This window comes from Acidovorax sp. GW821-FHT10E03, assembly GCF_059415205.1.
In genome coordinates, this window is record NZ_JBWKMU010000004.1 from 214,015 (window position 1) to 230,338 (window position 16,324).

The window sequence follows — 16,324 nt, forward strand, 5'->3', positions numbered from 1 at the left end:
GCTCAAAGGTCCGCCTCGGCGAACCAGCGTCCCGCCTGGTCCTTCGCGGACAGCTGGATGGCGGCATCGACGGCAGGCCAGGCGATGGCCAGCTGTGGATCGTCCCAGCGGATGCAGCGTTCGTGCTCAGGGCTGTAGTAATCGGTGGTCTTGTAGAGGAAATCAGCCGATTCGGACACCACCAGGAAACCATGGGCAAGCCCCGGCGGCACCCAGAGCTGCCGGTGGTTGTCTTCCGTCAGCAGCGCTCCGACCCACTGGCCAAAGGTGGGCGATCCCTTGCGGATGTCAACGGCGACATCAAACGCCGCGCCCCGCACCACCCGCACCAGCTTGCCCTGGGCCCTGGGAGGCAGCTGGTAGTGCAGGCCACGCAGCACGCCCTGGCTGCTTCGGCTGTGGTTGTCCTGCACGAAGTCGCACTGGACGCCGGTAGCCTCCTGGAAGGCCTGCTGGTTGAAGCTCTCGTAGAAGAACCCCCGGCTGTCGCCGAACACCTTGGGCTCGATCAGTACGACATCAGGGATGGATTGGCGGATGGAATGCATGGCGGTTCAATAAACTTTGTCGTTCAGCAGGCGCTGAAGGTACTGGCCGTAACCGTTCTTGGACAGAGGCTGGGCCAGGCGCTCGAGCTGGGCACTGTCGATCCAGTTCGAGCGCCAGGCGATTTCTTCAGGGCACGCGATCTTGAGGCCCTGGCGGTGCTCCAGCGTGGCAATGAACTGGCTGGCCTCCAGCAGGCTCTCGTGGGTGCCCGTGTCCAGCCAGGCGTAGCCACGGCCCATGATCTCGACATTCAGCTGGCCCTGGTCCAGGTACAGGCGGTTCAGGTCGGTGATTTCAAGTTCACCCCGTGGCGACGGCTTGAGACTCTTTGCCATCTGTGCCACCTGGCTGTCATAGAAGTACAGGCCGGTGACGGCATAGCTGCTCTTGGGCTGGGCGGGCTTTTCCTCCAGGGACAGCACCTTGCCCTGTGCGTCGAATTCAGCCACGCCATAGCGTTCCGGGTCGTGCACATGGTAGGCAAACACGCTGGCACCCACCGTGCGCTGCTGTGCATTGCCGAGCAGCTCATGGAAATCATGGCCGTAGAAGATGTTGTCCCCCAGCACCAGGGCACTGGGCGCGCCGTCCAGGAATGCTTCACCGATGATGAAGGCCTGGGCCAGGCCATCCGGGCTGGGCTGCACGGCATATTGCAGGTTCAGCCCCCACTGGCTGCCATCGCCCAGCAGTTGCTCGAAGCGCGGGGTGTCCTGCGGCGTGCTGATGACCAGGATGTCACGGATGCCCGCGAGCATCAGCGTGCTCAGCGGGTAGTAGATCATGGGCTTGTCGTAGACCGGCAGCAGTTGCTTGCTGATGGCCAGGGTGGCCGGGTGCAGCCGGGTGCCAGAGCCTCCGGCGAGGATGATGCCTTTGCGTTGCGTCATGGTCAGGTGCCGTTCAGAGAGTTTCAGCCAGCATGCGCGCCACGCCAGACTGCCAAGGCGGCATCTGCAGGCCAAAGGCGGCCTGCAGCTTGCCTGTGTTCAAGCGCGAGTTGTGAGGGCGCACCGCAGGGGTGGGGAATGCGCTTGTCGGAACTGGCGCCACTTCTTTTGCTTTGATTTCAATAGCAGGTTGTACAAGCTGTGCTTGCGCAAGAACGTATTTTGCGTATTCGTTCCAGTTCGTCTCGCCGGCCGCCACGCAGTGGTAGAGCCCGGCGTCCTGCGGGCGCTGCTGCAGGTGGCGCAGTGCATGGGCGGTCACATCCGCCAGCAGGTCCGCGCCGGTGGGGGCTCCCCACTGGTCATCGATGACGGTCAGGCGATTGCGCTCCTGGGCCAGGCGCAGCATGGTCTTGGCGAAGTTGCCGCCGCGCGCGGCGTAGACCCAGCTGGTGCGCAGGATCAGGTGCTTGGCACCGGCCTCTGCGATCAGCTGCTCGCCTTCGAGCTTGGTGCGGCCGTAGACGCTCAACGGGGCAGGCGCATCGGTCTCCACCCAGGGGCGGCGGCCGCTGCCGTCGAACACATAGTCGGTGCTGTAGTGCACCAGCCAGGCGCCCAGCCGCGCAGCCTCCTGCGCGATGGCGCCGGGAGTGGTGGCATTGAGCGTGCGCGCAAAGTCGGCCTCGCTCTCGGCCCTGTCCACGGCGGTATGGGCCGCGGCATTGACGATGACGTCGGGGCGCAGGGCGCGCACCGTGTCGACCACCCCTGCCGGGTTGGCAAAGTCGCCGCAGTGGTCGGTGCTGTCATGGTCCAGGGCCGTTACCGTGCCCAGCAAGGACAGGCTGCGCTGCAGCTCCCACCCGACCTGGCCGCCCTTGCCAAAGAGCAGGATGTTCATGCGCTGGCGTCCGCAACGGCTGCGGCTGGTGCCTCCTGCGCGTACTGGGTCTGCACCCAGTCGCGGTAGGCACCGGTCTGCACGCTGGCCACCCAGTCGGCATGCTCCAGGTACCACTGCACCGTCTTGCGGATGCCGGTGTCGAAGGTTTCGGCAGGCTTCCAGCCCAGCTCGCGCTCGATCTTGCGCGCGTCGATCGCGTAGCGGCGGTCGTGGCCGGGGCGGTCCTTCACATAGGTGATCTGGGTGCGGTAGCTCTGGCCGTCGGCACGGGGGCGCAGCTCGTCGAGCAGCGCACACACCATGTTCACGATCTCGATGTTGGGTTTCTCGTTCCAGCCGCCCACGTTGTAGGTCTCGCCGGGCGCACCGGCTTCGAGCACGCGGCGGATGGCGCTGCAGTGGTCCTTCACGTACAGCCAGTCGCGCACCTGCATGCCGTCGCCATACACGGGCAGGTTCTTGCCGGCCAGGGCGTTGACGATCATCAGCGGGATCAGCTTCTCGGGGAAGTGATAGGGACCGTAGTTGTTGCTGCAGTTGGTGGTGAGCACCGGCAGGCCGTAGGTGTGGTGCCAGGCGCGCACCAGGTGGTCGCTGGCGGCCTTGCTGGCGCTGTAGGGGCTGTTGGGCTCGAAGCCGCGTGTCTCGGCGAAGGCCGGGTCGGTGGGGGCCAGCGATCCGTACACCTCGTCGGTGGACACATGCAGGAAGCGGAACGCCGCGCGCTCGCACTCGGGCAGCGCGCTCCAGTGGGCGCGCACGGCCTCCAGCAGGCGGAACGATCCCACGATGTTGGTCTGGATGAAGTCTTCCGGCCCGTGGATGGAACGGTCCACATGCGACTCGGCCGCGAAGTTGACCACGGCGCGGGGCTTGTGCTCGGCCAGCAGGCGGGCCACCAGGGCGGTGTCGCCGATATCGCCCTGCACGAAGATGTGGCGCGCATCACCCTGAACACTGTCCAGGTTGTGCAGATTGCCAGCGTAGGTGAGCTTGTCGAGGTTGACCACGGGCTCGCTGGAGGCAGCAAGCCAGTCAAGAACGAAGTTGGCGCCAATGAAACCCGCGCCGCCAGTAACCAGAATCATAGGGAGGGCTGTGTGAAATGCCAGCTCGGCAGAACCCGCGATTATCCCACCCTGCCCGGCCACCAGGTAACAGAGTTCAACGCATGGGCATCTGCGCGGGCCGGACGGTCGTCAGAAGTGGATGCCGCGCATCATCTGCTGCAGCGCCACCGCCTCGGCCGACAGCTGCGGCTTGGCGCCCTTGTCACCCTTGGCGGCGGCGGTGGAATCCGGGAACATGCGAAAGCTGGTGTTCATCGTGATCTGCGCCACGCGGGGCACCAGCGCATGCAGCAGCTGGCCGGTGATGCCCAGGCGCGTGGCGATGCGCACCGGCTTGAAGATGCAGGCCTGGGCGATCATGTCGGCCGCCTCCTCGGGGCTCAGCGTGGGCACGTTGTTGTAGATCTTGGTGGGCGCGATCATGGGCGTGCGCACCAGCGGCATGTTGATGGTAGTGAAGGTGATGCCCTGGTCGGCGAACTCGCTCGATGCGCAGCGTGTCCAGGCATCCAGCGCCGCCTTGCTGGCCACATAGGCCGAAAAGCGCGGCGCGTTGGTCAGCACGCCGATGGAGCTGATGTTGACCACATGGCCCTTGCGCTTGGCCACCATGCCGGGCAGAAAGCCCATGGTCACGCGCAGGCAGCCGAAGTAGTTGAGCTGCATGGTGCGCTCGTAGTCGTGGAAGCGGTCGTAGCTCGACTCGATGGCACGGCGGATGGAGCGGCCTGCGTTGTTGATCAGGAAGTCCACGCCGCCGTGGTTGTCGATCAGCAGCTGCACGAAGCGGTCGCAATCGGTCATGTCGGCGATGTCGGCCGAATACGCGATGAAGGCGTAGCCCTTGACCTTGGCCTCCGCGCACGCCTCGTCGAGCTTGTCCTGGTCACGCCCGCAAATGATGGTGGTCGCACCCGCCTCGGCGAACTTGTGCGCCGCCGCCAGGCCGATGCCCGAAGACCCCCCGGTGATCAGCACGACCTTGCCCGCCACCGTGCCCTTGAGCGTGCGGTCGATGAACAGCTCGGGATCAAGATTGCGCTCCCAGTAGTCCCACAGGCGCCAGGCGTAGTCCTTGAGGTTGGGGCAGGTCACGCCCGAGCCCTTGAGCGCCGCCAGCGTTTCGCGGCAGTCAAAGCGCGTGGGGTAGTTCACGAAGGTGAGCATGTCCTCGGGCAGGCCCAGGTCCTTCATGACGGCATTGCGCACGCGGCGCACGGGCGCCAGGGCCATCAGGCTTTTCTTGATGCTCTTGGGGATGAAGCCGAGCAGCGCGGCGTTGACGAACAGGTTCATGCGCGGCGCATGCGCGGCGCGGCTGAAGATGTCGAGCACATCGCCCACGCGGTAGCCGACCGGGTCCACCAGATGGAAGCACTTCTTGCCGATGTCCTTCTGGTGGCTGATGACGTTGAGCGCGTTCACCACGAAGTCCACCGGCACGATATTCACGCGCCCGCCCTCCAGGCCCACGGTGGGCATCCAGGGCGGCAGCAGCTGGCGCAGGCGCTGGATGAGCTTGAAGAAGTAATACGGGCCGTCGATCTTGTCCATCTCGCCGGTCGTGCTGTCGCCCACCACCATGGCGGGGCGGTACACCGTCCAGGGCACCTTGCAGTCCTGGCGCACGATCTTCTCGCTCTCGTGCTTGGTCTGGAAGTACGGGTGGTCCAGGCCCTCGGCCTCCTCGAACATGTCCTCGCGGAACACGCCTTCATACAGGCCCGCGGCAGCGATGGACGAGACGTGGTGGAAGTGCCCGGCATCGATGGCCTTGGCCAGATCGACCGTGTTGCGCGTGCCCTCGATGTTCACGGCGACCTGGGTTTCCTCGTCGGCGGAGAGGTCATACACGGCGGCCAGGTGGTAGAAGTGGTCGATCTGCCCCTTGAGCTTCTTGACGTCTTCCGCAGCCACACCCAGCTTCTTCGCGGTGAGGTCGCCAAACACGGGAATGGCGCGCGTGGCACCCACGCCCCAGAAGCTGCGCAGGTCGGCCACCTTGTCCGCGCTTTCCTTGCGAAGCAGGAAATGCACCACCGCGCCCTTGCGCTCCAGCAGCTTCTTGACCAGCCGCTTGCCAATGAAACCCGTTGCCCCCGTCACGAAATACTGCATGGAAAACTCCTGTGAGATAGCTTCATTCTTGCCCAAGGCCTGCGCGCACCGATTCAGCAGAAACCCGCGCCGATCCTAGGGCCCGCAGCCCGGGGCGGGCTAGACGGCACGCTCTACATTTTTAGGAGCGCGCGCCTACACCTTGCGCGCCGCGCGGCGTACAGTGCGGCCATGCGTCAGAGGCAATCCGCCCTGGCAAACCCACCCAACCGCACAACGGAGGCCCCATGGTCAAGAAACTGCAGAAACTCAGCGCCGACAAGAAAAAGAGCAACGCCCAACTGTCCAGCACCGTCAAGGACTCCGCCCAGCAGATCTGGCTGGCGGGCCTGGGCGCCTTCTCCAAGGCGCAGGAAGAAGGCGGCCGGGTGTTCGAAGCCCTGGTCAAGGAAGGCCTGACCATCCAGCGCAAGACCCAGGCCGTGGCCGAAGAAAAGATCACCGAGGCCACCAGCCGCGTGACCACCATGGCCAGCGACATCGGCTCCAAGGCCCAGGGCCAGTGGGACAAGCTCGAGAACATCTTTGAAGACCGCGTCGCCAAGGCCCTGTCCAAGCTGGGCGTGCCATCGGCCCGCGACCTGCAGGCACTGAGCGCCCGCGTGGATGCACTGGCCAAGGGCGGCAAGGCAGCCCCCGCCAAGGCCGCAGCTGCCGCAAAACCCGCCGCCAAGGCCCCGGCCAAGAAGGCCCCCGCGAAAAAGGCGGCCCCTGCCAAGGCGGCTGCAAAGCCCGCCGCCAAGGCCGCTCCGGCCAAGAAGGCCGCCGCCAAGAAGCCTGCCGCACGCGCGGCAGCCGACACCGGCGCCAACACCCCGTCGGGCAGCTGATTGCACATCAGGCAGGCGGCAGGCAACACCACCGTGCCGCCCCTGAAAAAAGGCGGCCAATGCGCGAGAGCGTGTTGGCCGCCTTTTTTTGGCCGGAGCCCGCGCCTTCGCGCCAGGCCGCCCACGGCAGGGCTACAGCGGCGCTGATATGCAGACGCGATGCCGCAGTGCAGCATTTCTGTGTCGGTTAGAGTAACCACCAGAGACATCGAAACAACGACGCAAAACGACGCGAAGGGGCCCGCACACATGGTGAAGAAAGCGCCACGCCGCACCGCAGAACGCATTCTGGAAGTGACGCTGGACCTGTTCAACCGGTTCGGCGAACCCAACGTCTCCACCACCCTGATTTCCGCCGAGCTGCGCATCAGCCCGGGCAACCTCTACTACCACTATCCCGCCAAGGATGAGCTGATCAACGCGCTGTTCGACCGCTACGAACGCTCGCTCACCGAACTCCTCACGGCCAGTGACGGCGTGCGCAATGTGGAGGATGCCTGGTTCTTCATGCACACGCTGTTCGAGCTGATCTGGCAGTACCGCTTCCTGTACCGCGACCTGAACGACCTGCTGTCCAAGAACCGGCGCCTGGAAACCCACTTCCAGGCCATCCTCAAGAACAAGACCCGGGCCGTGCGCGCCATGCTCGATGGCATGGGCCGCGCGGACAGCCTGCACATCGACTCGCGCGAGCTGGAAGCCACCGCCACCAGCATGGTGGTGGTGCTGACCTATTGGCTGAGCTTCGAGTACGTGCGCGACCCGCGCCGCGCGCTGGAGCCCGAAAGCGCCCAGGCCGCGCTCCTGCGCGGCGCCCACCATGTGCTGAACCTGCTCATGCCCTACCTCGAAAGCAGCCAGCGGGCCCATCTGCTGGAGCTGGTGGGCGCTTACGCCGCTGCGCCGGGATAGGCGCAGGCAGCAAGCACCCGCCTCACGGCAGCACGACAGGCCCCCCCTCCCACAAGAACTTCAGGAGACACACACCATGGCCAAATGGACCCCCTTCCCCCACGCAGGCGACTATGCGTTCGACGCCGCGAGCGTCAAGAAGCACTGGGCCCGGCTGCACAGCGGCGATGCCGAGCCCTGCCCCAAGGACACCGCGGTGCTCGAAGCCTGGGCGATGTTCCACAACGGCGACTTCGAGAAGGCAGCGGCGGCCGGCCTGGCGGCTGGCGGCCCTGGCATCACGGTGGCCAACAAGGCTGCCTCCATCTACGCCAACTACCTGGAGCAAAGGGAAAAGACCCGGCTCGACCTCTTCACCCAGGTGGCGGAGCGCGCCGAGGCGCAGGCCGCGGCGGAGCCCGGCAACGCCAATGCCTGGTACTGGCACGCCTACGCCCTGGGCCGCTACAGCCAGGGCATCAGCGTGGCCAAGGCGCTGGCGCAGGGCCTGGGCGGCAAGGTGAAGGAATCGCTGGAAAAGGCCATCGCGCTGTCGCCCAAGCACGCCGATGCACGCATCGCGCTGGGCGCATTCCATGCCGAGGTGATCGACAAGGTGGGCTCGCTGATTGGCGGCATGACCTACGGCGCGAAGAAGGACACCGGACTCAAGCTGTTCCAGGAGGCCCTCAAGCTCAACCCCGGCTCGGCCATCTGCATGATCGAATACGCCAACGCCCTGGTCATGCTCGAAGGCGACAAGAAGATGAAGGAAGCCACCGGGTTCTACGAAAAGGCCGCCGCCAGCGAACCCGCCGATGCGATGGAGCGCCTGGACGTGGAGATGGCGCGCGCCGAACTGGAAGATTGAATTCGGAACACCCCCTGGCCTGGCCGCGCCCGTCCTGAAAATCCAGGACCGCCCGTGGCGCCGCGGAATGCGGCCGGGCCGCGAAGCCCGCGCGCTCCAGGTCAGCCGGCAAAGCGGCGCAAGGCAATCTCCAGCAGGCCGTCGAAGATCAGGTTGTCCACCAGTTCGAAAGGGCGCGTCATGCTGGGCGCCATCTTCCAGCCCGCGCCGCCGGTCATCAGGCACGCCGGCTCCTCGCCGCAGTGCTGGATGACGTGCTGCACCATGCGCTCCACGGCTCCCGCGATCGCATAGGTGCCGCCGCTGGTGAGGGCATCGCTGGTGTTGGTGGGAAACATGCGCACCTCGCCCGTGGGCACGTGCAGCCCGGCGGTCCCGGACTCCAGCGCGCGCAGCATGATGCCGTGGCCCGGCAGGATGAGCCCGCCCATGAACCGGCCCTCGGTATCGATGCACTCCACCGTGACCGCCGTGCCCACCATGACGACCACCAGCGGCCGCGCCGGGCCCTGGCGCAGCACATGGTGGCGCGCACCGACCATGGCGACCCACCGGTCGGAGCCCAGGCGCGAGGGATGGTCGTAGCCGTTGGCAAGGCCTGCCTCCTGCGCCGACGACACCACCCACGAGGGCTCGACGTTCCAGATCTCCATCTGCTCCTCGACCCGGCGCTTGACGGCGTCGCCCGCCACCACGCACCCCAGCATGCGCTGGGGGTGCGGCAAGGGCGCCCAGCTGCCCTCGGCCAGGCGGTCGATGTGGTCCAGAAACTCGGCGCCATGCGCCAGCAGCGCAGCCCCGGGGCGGGGAGCGTCGTACAACGCCCATTTGAGACGGGTGTTGCCGACGTCGATGGCCAGAAATGTCATGCGGGGGATTATCCCGAGTTTTGCGGCGCCCCCGCGTACCCGCGGCGACAGGCGCCGGCGGCGGGATGGCGCGGAAAGAATGTCAAAAATCGTTTCGCGCGCCTGTGCGACACACCAGCGCCACGCTTTGCACGCTACAGTGGTCGTTCCTGTTTCTGCAACTTTAGGAGGTACGACATGGGTCTTTTCAGTTTCATCAAGGAAGCCGGCGAAAAGCTGTTCGGCGGCAAGGAGGCCCAGGCAGCCACGGCCGCTGCGCCCACGCAGGATGAACTCAATGCCAAGGCGGCCAAGGCCATCGAGACCTACATCGCGGCCCAGAACCTGGGCGCCAGCAACGTGCAGGTGGCGTTCGACGGCACGCAGGGCAAGGTCACCGTGAAGGGCACCGCCCCCACGCAAGGCGCCAAGGAAAAAGTCACCCTGTGCTGCGGCAACGTGGCCAGCGTGACCAGCGTCGAGAACCTGATGGAGGTGACCAATCCCGAGCCCGAGGCCCAGTACCACGACGTGGTGCGCGGCGACACGCTCAGCGCCATCGCCAAGAAGTTCTATGGCGACGCCAACAAGTACCCCGCGATCTTCGAGGCCAACAAGCCCATGCTGACCCATCCCGACAAGATCTACCCCGGCCAGAAGCTGCGCATTCCGCCGCTTTGAGCAGGGCAAGACGTCCTGACGGGCAAGCGGGCCACCAGGCCCGCTTTTTTTTGGGCGCGCCCATCGCGCGCACCGGCGGGTCGTCTCTCAGTTTTGCCGCCAGGGCAGCCCGTGAAAGCGCCAGCCGCCCTTCCTGCCGCGCTGGCCCTGGGCGTCGGCATCTCCCTCGAAACCTTCCAGGATGTTGTAGGCCGTGAAGCCCAGTTCGGTGGCGCGTCGCGCCGCGGCGATGGAGCGCACGCCGCTGCGGCACAGCATCACCAGCGTGGCGCCGGCGGGTGCGGCCGCGCGCAGCTGGGTGTCGAATCCGGCGTTCAGGGCCATGCCTGGCCACTGCTTCCAGGCCACGGCGGCGCCCCCGGGCACCTGTCCCACCCATTCGCGTTCGGCGTCGCTGCGCACGTCCACCAGCACGGCCTGGCCGGCCTGCATCCACTGCCAGGCCTGCTGCGGCGTGACATCGCCCGCGTAGCCTTCGGCGGGAGTGATCGTTTGCGGGATGGTCATCAGCTAGCTCCTTTCATCTCGGTTAACCGGTCCACGGGACGGGCCCACGGCCCGCCACAGGGGCGAATGCGTCACTCCCACAGGGGAGCGGGTTCATCGCGCAGGCGGCTGCGCAGCACCGCGTAGTCGGGCACCACGGTGGCCACGGTGTCCCAGAAGCGCGGGCTGTGGTCCATCACGCGCAGGTGGGCCAGCTCGTGGGCCACCACATAGTCGATGATGGCCGGGCGGTAGTGCAGCAGGCGCCAGTTCAGGCGGATGGAGCCGTCGGCCTTGGCGCTGCCCCAGCGGGTCTGCGCGCTAGACAGGCGCAGGCTGGCCCAGCGCACCCCCAGCAGCGGGGCGAAGTGGTCCAGCCGCGCGGTGAAGTGGCGGCGTGCATCGCGCATGAGCCAGGCCTGCACGGCGTCGCGGATCTGGGCGGCGCTGGCACTGTGGGGCAGGCCGATGTGCAGGCTGCGGGTGACGGCAATGCCCTCTTCCCCGGCCGAGGGCGGCGCGGACGGCACCAGCGCCCCGCCCCTGCCGGCAAAGCCATGGCTTGGGTCCAGCACCACCGTGAGCGGCTCGCCCAGGTACGGCAACACCGCGCCATGGGCCCAGAGGATGCGGCCGCCCTCCATGCGCTGTTGGCGCTCGCGGGCCTCCGACAGCTTGCGCAGGACCCAGTCCGACTTGTCGCGCAGCGCGGCGTCCACCGCCGAAAGGGTTACCCAGCTGGGCGCGCGCACGGACAGGCCATCCGCGCCCACGGTGAAGCCGATGGTGCGTCGCCGTGCGCGCTGCAGCGCATAGGCGACCACGGCGTCGCCCAGCAGCACTTCGCGGCTGGCCTGCGGGTGGCGGAACTCGGCCGGGGACAGCAGGGACGGCAAGGGCACCGCCGGTGCCGCAGGCCTGCTTGCTATCGTTCTAGGAGCTACCGGCGCTTGATCATTCTGCGCCAGCGGCGCTCCAGGCTTGAAACCTGAAGCCTGCGCCGCCGATGCCGCAACCGGTGCGGCCGGCGGGTCGAAAAGGTCGAGCGCCAATTGCACAAGCCGGTGCATGGAATCAATAGCTCCCCAGCGGCGAGCAGCCATCCAGGGCATCCGCCACCGGCGCTGCCCAGGCCAGCAGCCGCCGCGCCAGGGCCGCCCCGCCACGCTGGCGGCGCCTTGCCGGCATGCGCTGGTGGCGCCCCCCCTCCCGCGCGGCGCGGCACATCAGGAGGAGCAGCTCAGGGGGTGTTCTCATAGGCCTCGGGGTCCAGGCGGCGCATCTCGGCCTCGATCCAGGCCTCGACCTCGCGCATCAGCTCGTCGGGCTGGCGGCCCACGCTGGAAATGGGTTTGCCGATGGACACGTCCACCACGCCGGGCCGCTTGATGAAGGCCTTGCGCGGCCAGACCTTGGCCGAGGTCACGGCGATGGGCACCACGGGCGCGCCGGTGTCGATGGCCAGGCGCGTGCCCCCGGTCTTGTAGTTGCCCTTGCGCCCGCGCTCGATGCGCGTGCCCTCGGGGAACATGATGATCCAGATGCCCTTGGCCAGCAGGTCCTTGCCCTGCTGCACCACCTTGTTGAACGCCTGCGTGCGCTGGTTGCGGTCGATGTGGATCATGTCCAGGCGACCAATCGCCCAGCCAAAGAAGGGAACGTAGAGCAGCTCCTTCTTGAACACGTAGGCCAGCGGGCGCGGCATGATCGTGGGCATGAGGAAGGTTTCGTACGTGGACTGGTGCTTGACCAGCAGCACGGCCCCGGCGTTCTCGCCCTGCGGGAGGTTTTCCATGCCGGTCACATGGGCGCGGACGCCCAGGATCACCCGGGCACCGCTGATGCACAGCGACAGCCATGCCCGTGCGATGCGGTACAGCGGCCCTCCGCGCACGCCCAGCAGGGTGCCCAGCATGATGGCCAGCGCATAGGGCACGACGGTGATGCCCATCCAGAGAAGGTGAATGACGGAACGGATAAAAGCCATTTTTAGGAGTTTTCGGCTGCCAGCGCTTGATCATCAAGCGCTGGCAGCTATTAAATTAATAGCATCAAGACGATGGGGCACTGCCGTGCAGGGGCAGGGGAATGGCCGCCAGCGCTGCCGCCGGCACCTGCACCGCGGGCAGCAGCTGGTCCACGAAATCCCCCAGGCTGGCGTGCACCAGCGTGCCCGCCGGAATGCCCGCCGGCAGCGGCCCGCCGGGGTGCACCTGGGCCGACTGCCCCGTGCACACCAGGTGCAGCTGCGCGCCCAGCGCGGCGCCGGCCTGCAGATGGGCGGCACAGCTGCCCACCACCCGCACGTCCTGCCGCTCCACGCCATAGCGGTCGCTGATCTGCTCCAGCAGGCCCGGGGCGGGCTTGCGGCAGGCGCACTCCTCGTCGGCCGCGTGCGGGCAGTAGAACACCGCGTCGATGCGCCCCCCCACGGCGGCCACCTGCCGGTGCATCTTGGTATGGATGGCATTGAGGGCCACCACGTCGAACAGCCCCCGGCCCAGCCCCGGCTGGTTGGTCGCCACCACCACATGCCAGCCGGCATGGTTCAGGCGCGCGATGGCTTCGAGCGCGCCCGGCACGGCGGTCCACTCGTCGGCGGAGGTGATGTAGTCCTCCCCCAGCGGGTTGAGGGTGCCGTCGCGGTCGAGGATGGCGAGTTTCATGGGGCTTGGTTACCTTGTGAGAATCGCCAGCCTATCAGCTTGGGCCATCCGGTCAAACGGCCAGGCGCGAGAGGTCGGCCACGCGGTTCATCGCGTTGTGCAGCATCTTGAGCAGACCCAGGCGGTTCATCCGCACATCCAGCTGCTCGGCGTTGACCATCACGTCGTCGAAGAACGCATCCACCGGCGCGCGCAGCACGGCCAGGGTCTGCAGGCTGGCGGTGTAGTCGCCCGCGTCGAACTGGGCGTTGGCCTCGGGCACGAAGCGCTGCAGCGCGGCGTACAGGTCCTGCTCGGCCTTTTCCTGCAGCAGGTCGGGGTTCACGTGGGCATCCACCGGGCCCTCGACCTCGGCCTTTTTCAGGATGTTGCCCACGCGCTTGTTGGCCGCGGCCAGGGCCGGGCTTTCGGGCAGTGCGGCAAAGGCGCGCACGGCTGCGAGTTGCTTTTCGACCAGGGCCAGGCGCTGCGGGCGTAGGGCCATGACGGCGTCGACCTCCTGCGCGCGGTAGCCCTGCTCGCGCAGGCTGCCGGCGAGGCGGTCGTAGATGAAGTCGGCAAGTTGCGCGGATGCGTCGGTGATCTTGTCGCCAAAGGCGGGCACCGCACCGGCGAGCAGGTCGTTGAGCTGCAGCGGCAGGTCTTTTTCGACCAGCATGCGGATCACGCCCAGCGCATGGCGGCGCAGCGCGAACGGATCGCGGTCGCCGGTGGGCAGGTTGCCGATGCCGAACATGCCCACCAGGGTTTCGAGCTTGTCGGCCAGCGCCACCACCACGCCGGCGGTGTTGCGCGGCAGCGTATCACCGGCAAAACGGGGCTTGTAGTGGTCTTCGATGGCGTGGGCCACCGTCTCGCCCAGGCCGTCGTTCAGGGCGTAGTAGCCGCCCATGATGCCCTGCAGCTCGGGGAACTCGCCCACCATGTCGGTCACGAGGTCGGTCTTGGCCAATTGCGCGGCTTTGTCGGCATCAGCGACCAGCGCAGCATCGCCCAATTGCGTGGCAATGGCTTTGGCTATTGACCTAACGCGCTCCACGCGCTCGCCCTGTGTGCCCAGCTTGTTGTGATAGACCACCTTGGAGAGGCCCTCGACGCGCGAGGCCAGGGTCTTCTTGCGGTCCTGGTCGAAGAAGAACTTCGCGTCGGCCAGGCGCGGGCGCACCACGCGCTCGTTGCCGCCGGTCACGAAGCTCGTGTCTTCGGGGCTGATGTTGCTCACCACCAGGAACTTGTGGGTGAGCTTGCCCGCGGCGTCCAGCAGCGGAAAGTACTTCTGGTTGGCCTTCATCGTGAGGATCAGGCATTCCTGCGGCACATCGAGGAACTCGGTCTCGAACGAGCAGGTGACCACGTTGGGCCGCTCGACCAGCGCGGTCACTTCGTCGAGCAGGGCCTCATCTTCGATGGGGCGCGCGCCGTTGCCCACCTGGGCGGCGGCTGCGGCCAGTTGGCGGACGATCTCGGCCTTGCGCTCGGCAAAGGAGGCGATCACGGCGCCGTCCTTCTTGAGCGTGGCGGCGTAGCTGTCGGCGTCCTGCAGCACCACCGGCGACACGGCGGCTTCAAACCGGTGGCCCTGCGTGCTGTTGCCCGCCGTGAGGCCCAGCGCCTTCACCGGCACCACGGTGCTGCCGTGCAGCGCGACCAGGCCGTGCGCGGGGCGCACGAAGTTCACGCTGGTCCAGCCGGGCAGTTCGCAGTCGGTCTCGAGCTGGTAGCTCATGACCTTGGGAATTGGAAGCTTGGCGATCGCTTCATTCAAGGCGAACTCAAGCCCAACCTGCAGTGTCCCGCCAATTGCGACGCCACGCAGATAAACCGCATCCGCTTTGCCGTCGCTTTGCACAACCAGACTGTCGGGGCCATCCACAGCGTTCGGCCACAGATCAGCCAAGTGTGCTCGCCCCTCATTCGCAAGCTTCTTCCTCAGGGCATCAGTCGGCTTACCCTCCTTAATGGCAACAGAGACTGGCATCAGCTTCACCAAAACGTCTTTGTCCGCTGCACGCTCCAACACATTGGTCACATGCGCAGCCAATCTACGAGGCGAAGCAAAAAAAGTAACGACCGAATCGGTTGCAGTCAGTCCACGAACTTTCAACTGATCAAAAAGTACGTTGGCGAAAGCATTGCCCAGCTTTTGCAGCGCCTTGGGCGGCAGCTCTTCGACAAACAGTTCAACGAGAAGGTTTTGGGTTGTCATCGTCATTTCTCTCACGCAGCCTTCTTCGTCATCTGTTCCACCCACTCGCGCGGCGCCATGGGGAAGCCCAGGCGCTCGCGGCTCTCGTAGTAGCTCTGCGCCACGGCACGGGCCAGGTTGCGGATGCGGCCGATGTACGCGGCGCGCTCGGTCACGCTGATGGCGCCGCGCGCATCCAGCAGGTTGAAGCTGTGCGCGGCCTTGAGCACCTGCTCGTAGGCGGGCAGCGCCAGCTGCTGCTCCATCAGGTACTTGGCCTGCTTCTCGTGCGCATTGAAGGCGGTGAACAGGAAGTCTGCGTCGCTGTGCTCGAAGTTGTAGGTGGACTGCTCCACCTCGTTTTGCTTGTACACGTCGCCGTAGCTCAGCGTGTCGGTCCACTTCAGGTTGTAGACGTTGTCGACGCCCTGCAGGTACATGGCCAGGCGCTCCAGGCCGTAGGTGATCTCGCCCGTGGCGGGCTTGCAGTCGATGCCACCCACCTGCTGGAAGTAGGTGAACTGCGTGACTTCCATGCCGTTGAGCCACACCTCCCAGCCCAGGCCCCAGGCGCCCAGCGTGGGGTTCTCCCAGTCGTCTTCGACAAAGCGGATGTCGTTCTTCTTGAGGTCGAAACCGAGGGCTTCAAGCGAGCCCAGGTACAGTTCCAGAATGTTGGCCGGCGCGGGCTTGAGCACCACCTGGTACTGGTAGTAGTGCTGCAGCCGGTTGGGGTTCTCTCCATAGCGGCCATCCTTGGGCCGGCGGCTGGGCTGCACATAGGCGGCCTTCCAGGGCTCGGGCCCGATGGCGCGCAGGAAGGTGGCGGTGTGCGAGGTGCCGGCACCCACTTCCATGTCGTAGGGCTGCAAAAGAGCGCAACCCTGCGCGTCCCAGTAGGACTGCAGCTTCAAGATGATTTGCTGGAATGTCAACATGGCGTCTGTGGCACTGGCAAGCCAGGGCCGGGCAAGTAGGAGGAGAAAAGAAAACGATGCAAGGCGTGGACGCAAGGCCTGCCGACCACCCCAGGCAGCACGGACGGGCATCGCACACGCGAACCGATCATTTTACGGCGCCGCAGCAAGGCCGCCCTGCAAACAACGCGACGCCACCGCCAGTCGCTGCCAGCAGCCAGAGGTCGAAACCGCCCGCCCCATGAAAAAAGGCCAGAGCCCTCGTGGAGCCCCAGCCTTTCCAACCCATCCGCGCCGCCCATAAGCCACCGCGTGCAGGTGCCGCCCTTGCAGGCAACCATCGGCGCACAGCAGCACGCCAAATCAATAAAAATCCGTCGCTCGACTCGCACAACCCAACGTCCAACTGGACGCG

General features: G+C 66.3%; 17 protein-coding genes. 4 read left to right on the forward strand and 13 right to left on the reverse strand.

Annotation, left to right across the window (positions count from 1 at the left end; genetic code table 11):
• Positions 1-2: 2 nt before the first annotated feature.
• The 5 genes from rfbC to AC07OD_RS09055 all read right to left on the reverse strand — a co-directional run bounded on the left by rfbC (position 3) and on the right by AC07OD_RS09055 (position 5,534).
• Positions 3-548 (reverse strand): dTDP-4-dehydrorhamnose 3,5-epimerase, encoded by a 546-nt coding sequence (rfbC, locus tag AC07OD_RS09035; protein WP_218293183.1) that lies wholly within the window; start codon positions 546-548, stop codon positions 3-5.
• 6 nt (positions 549-554) lie between these two features.
• Positions 555-1,439 (reverse strand): glucose-1-phosphate thymidylyltransferase RfbA, encoded by an 885-nt coding sequence (gene rfbA, locus AC07OD_RS09040; RefSeq protein ID WP_218293182.1) that lies wholly within the window; start codon positions 1,437-1,439, stop codon positions 555-557.
• Between the two features lie 13 nt (positions 1,440-1,452).
• Positions 1,453-2,343, reverse strand: coding sequence for a dTDP-4-dehydrorhamnose reductase (gene rfbD, locus AC07OD_RS09045; protein ID WP_369641346.1), 891 nt, complete (start codon positions 2,341-2,343; stop codon positions 1,453-1,455).
• Positions 2,340-3,434: a dTDP-glucose 4,6-dehydratase gene (gene rfbB / locus AC07OD_RS09050; RefSeq protein WP_369641345.1), complete on the reverse strand. Its 1,095-nt coding sequence runs from the start codon at positions 3,432-3,434 to the stop codon at positions 2,340-2,342. The genes rfbD and rfbB overlap by 4 nt, the downstream gene beginning before the upstream one ends.
• A 111-nt stretch (positions 3,435-3,545) precedes the next feature.
• Entirely contained in the window at positions 3,546-5,534 is a 1,989-nt protein-coding gene (locus AC07OD_RS09055) for an SDR family oxidoreductase (protein ID WP_494596229.1), read from the reverse strand.
• 227 nt (positions 5,535-5,761) lie between these two features.
• Here AC07OD_RS09055 and AC07OD_RS09060 point away from each other — a divergent pair, with 227 nt between their 5' ends.
• The 3 genes from AC07OD_RS09060 (at position 5,762) to AC07OD_RS09070 (ending at position 8,126) form a co-directional block, all read left to right on the forward strand.
• On the forward strand, positions 5,762-6,364 hold the full coding sequence (locus tag AC07OD_RS09060; RefSeq protein WP_218293178.1) for a phasin family protein: 603 nt from the start codon (positions 5,762-5,764) through the stop codon (positions 6,362-6,364).
• A 249-nt stretch (positions 6,365-6,613) separates the two neighbouring features.
• Positions 6,614-7,276 (forward strand): TetR/AcrR family transcriptional regulator, encoded by a 663-nt coding sequence (locus AC07OD_RS09065; protein ID WP_218293177.1) that lies wholly within the window; start codon positions 6,614-6,616, stop codon positions 7,274-7,276.
• Positions 7,277-7,352: 76 nt separating this feature from the next.
• Positions 7,353-8,126, forward strand: a complete 774-nt coding sequence (locus AC07OD_RS09070; protein WP_218293176.1) for a tetratricopeptide repeat protein — start codon at positions 7,353-7,355, stop codon at positions 8,124-8,126.
• 101 nt (positions 8,127-8,227) lie between these two features.
• On the opposite strand, the gene AC07OD_RS09075 is transcribed toward AC07OD_RS09070, so the two are convergent.
• Entirely contained in the window at positions 8,228-8,995 is a 768-nt protein-coding gene (locus AC07OD_RS09075) for a type III pantothenate kinase (RefSeq protein ID WP_218293175.1), read from the reverse strand.
• A 177-nt stretch (positions 8,996-9,172) separates the two neighbouring features.
• Here AC07OD_RS09075 and lysM point away from each other — a divergent pair, with 177 nt between their 5' ends.
• Entirely contained in the window at positions 9,173-9,655 is a 483-nt protein-coding gene (lysM, locus tag AC07OD_RS09080) for a peptidoglycan-binding protein LysM (protein WP_218293174.1), read from the forward strand.
• Positions 9,656-9,742: 87 nt separating this feature from the next.
• Here lysM and AC07OD_RS09085 read toward each other — a convergent pair whose 3' ends face one another.
• The 7 genes from AC07OD_RS09085 to glyQ form a co-directional block, all read right to left on the reverse strand.
• A complete protein-coding gene (locus AC07OD_RS09085) occupies positions 9,743-10,162 on the reverse strand; it encodes a rhodanese-like domain-containing protein (RefSeq protein ID WP_218293173.1) in 420 nt (139 codons plus the stop codon).
• Between the two features lie 71 nt (positions 10,163-10,233).
• Positions 10,234-11,211: a M48 family metallopeptidase gene (locus tag AC07OD_RS09090; RefSeq protein ID WP_494596234.1), complete on the reverse strand. Its 978-nt coding sequence runs from the start codon at positions 11,209-11,211 to the stop codon at positions 10,234-10,236.
• A gap of 4 nt (positions 11,212-11,215) precedes the next feature.
• Positions 11,216-11,398: a hypothetical protein gene (locus tag AC07OD_RS09095; protein WP_494596236.1), complete on the reverse strand. Its 183-nt coding sequence runs from the start codon at positions 11,396-11,398 to the stop codon at positions 11,216-11,218.
• Complete coding sequence (locus tag AC07OD_RS09100) at positions 11,382-12,128, reverse strand: lysophospholipid acyltransferase family protein (protein WP_218293171.1); 747 nt, start codon at positions 12,126-12,128, stop codon at positions 11,382-11,384. Before AC07OD_RS09100 ends, AC07OD_RS09095 begins: the two co-directional genes overlap by 17 nt.
• A gap of 64 nt (positions 12,129-12,192) precedes the next feature.
• Entirely contained in the window at positions 12,193-12,807 is a 615-nt protein-coding gene (gene gmhB, locus AC07OD_RS09105) for a D-glycero-beta-D-manno-heptose 1,7-bisphosphate 7-phosphatase (protein ID WP_218293170.1), read from the reverse strand.
• A 52-nt stretch (positions 12,808-12,859) separates the two neighbouring features.
• Positions 12,860-15,013 (reverse strand): glycine--tRNA ligase subunit beta, encoded by a 2,154-nt coding sequence (gene glyS / locus AC07OD_RS09110; protein WP_494596238.1) that lies wholly within the window; start codon positions 15,011-15,013, stop codon positions 12,860-12,862.
• A gap of 11 nt (positions 15,014-15,024) precedes the next feature.
• Positions 15,025-15,930 carry a glycine--tRNA ligase subunit alpha gene (gene glyQ / locus AC07OD_RS09115; RefSeq protein WP_010462637.1) on the reverse strand — a complete coding sequence of 302 codons (906 nt, stop codon included), beginning with the start codon at positions 15,928-15,930 and terminating at the stop codon, positions 15,025-15,027.
• Between the last annotated feature and the right edge of the window lie 394 nt (positions 15,931-16,324).

What these genes read in the sequence shown, in the direction of transcription:
- lysM (WP_218293174.1), top strand. Translation starts at nt 9,173, where the DNA reads ATGGGTCTTTTCAGTTTCATCAAGGAAGCCGGCGAAAAGCTGTTCGGC.
- rfbB (WP_369641345.1), bottom strand. Translation starts at nt 3,434, where the DNA reads ATGATTCTGGTTACTGGCGGCGCGGGTTTCATTGGCGCCAACTTCGTT.
- rfbC (WP_218293183.1), bottom strand. Translation starts at nt 548, where the DNA reads ATGCATTCCATCCGCCAATCCATCCCTGATGTCGTACTGATCGAGCCC.
- AC07OD_RS09070 (WP_218293176.1), top strand. Translation starts at nt 7,353, where the DNA reads ATGGCCAAATGGACCCCCTTCCCCCACGCAGGCGACTATGCGTTCGAC.
- AC07OD_RS09085 (WP_218293173.1), bottom strand. Translation starts at nt 10,162, where the DNA reads ATGACCATCCCGCAAACGATCACTCCCGCCGAAGGCTACGCGGGCGAT.
- rfbA (WP_218293182.1), bottom strand. Translation starts at nt 1,439, where the DNA reads ATGACGCAACGCAAAGGCATCATCCTCGCCGGAGGCTCTGGCACCCGG.
- AC07OD_RS09055 (WP_494596229.1), bottom strand. Translation starts at nt 5,534, where the DNA reads ATGCAGTATTTCGTGACGGGGGCAACGGGTTTCATTGGCAAGCGGCTG.
- AC07OD_RS09060 (WP_218293178.1), top strand. Translation starts at nt 5,762, where the DNA reads ATGGTCAAGAAACTGCAGAAACTCAGCGCCGACAAGAAAAAGAGCAAC.
- glyQ (WP_010462637.1), bottom strand. Translation starts at nt 15,930, where the DNA reads ATGTTGACATTCCAGCAAATCATCTTGAAGCTGCAGTCCTACTGGGAC.
- rfbD (WP_369641346.1), bottom strand. Translation starts at nt 2,343, where the DNA reads ATGAACATCCTGCTCTTTGGCAAGGGCGGCCAGGTCGGGTGGGAGCTG.
- gmhB (WP_218293170.1), bottom strand. Translation starts at nt 12,807, where the DNA reads ATGAAACTCGCCATCCTCGACCGCGACGGCACCCTCAACCCGCTGGGG.
- AC07OD_RS09090 (WP_494596234.1), bottom strand. Translation starts at nt 11,211, where the DNA reads ATGCACCGGCTTGTGCAATTGGCGCTCGACCTTTTCGACCCGCCGGCC.
- AC07OD_RS09065 (WP_218293177.1), top strand. Translation starts at nt 6,614, where the DNA reads ATGGTGAAGAAAGCGCCACGCCGCACCGCAGAACGCATTCTGGAAGTG.
- AC07OD_RS09075 (WP_218293175.1), bottom strand. Translation starts at nt 8,995, where the DNA reads ATGACATTTCTGGCCATCGACGTCGGCAACACCCGTCTCAAATGGGCG.
- glyS (WP_494596238.1), bottom strand. Translation starts at nt 15,013, where the DNA reads ATGACAACCCAAAACCTTCTCGTTGAACTGTTTGTCGAAGAGCTGCCG.
- AC07OD_RS09100 (WP_218293171.1), bottom strand. Translation starts at nt 12,128, where the DNA reads ATGGCTTTTATCCGTTCCGTCATTCACCTTCTCTGGATGGGCATCACC.
- AC07OD_RS09095 (WP_494596236.1), bottom strand. Translation starts at nt 11,398, where the DNA reads ATGAGAACACCCCCTGAGCTGCTCCTCCTGATGTGCCGCGCCGCGCGG.